We start from the raw sequence: 460 nt of genomic DNA on the forward strand, positions 1-460 counted from the left end.
GCCCTGAGTTGGTCCTGATCGAGTTCGCCCTCCCAGCGTGCCACGACGATCGTGGCGACGGCATTGCCGATGAAGTTGGTCACGGCACGGCATTCCGACATGAACCGGTCGATGCCGAGGATCAGCGCCATGCCGGCGACCGGGACAGCCGGCACGACGGACAAGGTAGCGGCAAGCGTGATGAAGCCAGCGCCAGTGATGCCGGCTGCGCCCTTCGAGCTGAGCATCGCCACCAGCAGCAGCAGGATCTGGTCGCCAAGCGGCAGGTGGATGTCCATGGCCTGGGCGATGAAGAGCGCCGCCAGCGTCATATAGATATTGGTGCCGTCGAGGTTGAACGAGTAGCCGGTCGGCACGACAAGGCCGACGACGGAGCGCTTGCAGCCGGCCAGTTCCATCTTTTCCATCAGGCTCGGCAGCGCGGCTTCAGAGGAGGAGGTGCCGATCACCAGCAGGATCT

1 protein-coding gene is annotated in these 460 nt (G+C 64.1%); it reads right to left on the reverse strand.

The annotated features are described in order from the left end of the window. Positions 1 to 460: cation:dicarboxylate symporter family transporter (locus AB4Y92_RS25745; RefSeq protein WP_441822198.1), on the reverse strand; the 460-nt coding region annotated here is incomplete at both ends.

It is taken from the genome of Lysobacter sp. TAB13 (assembly GCF_052113885.1).
Classification (GTDB): domain Bacteria; phylum Pseudomonadota; class Gammaproteobacteria; order Xanthomonadales; family Xanthomonadaceae; genus Lysobacter; species Lysobacter gummosus.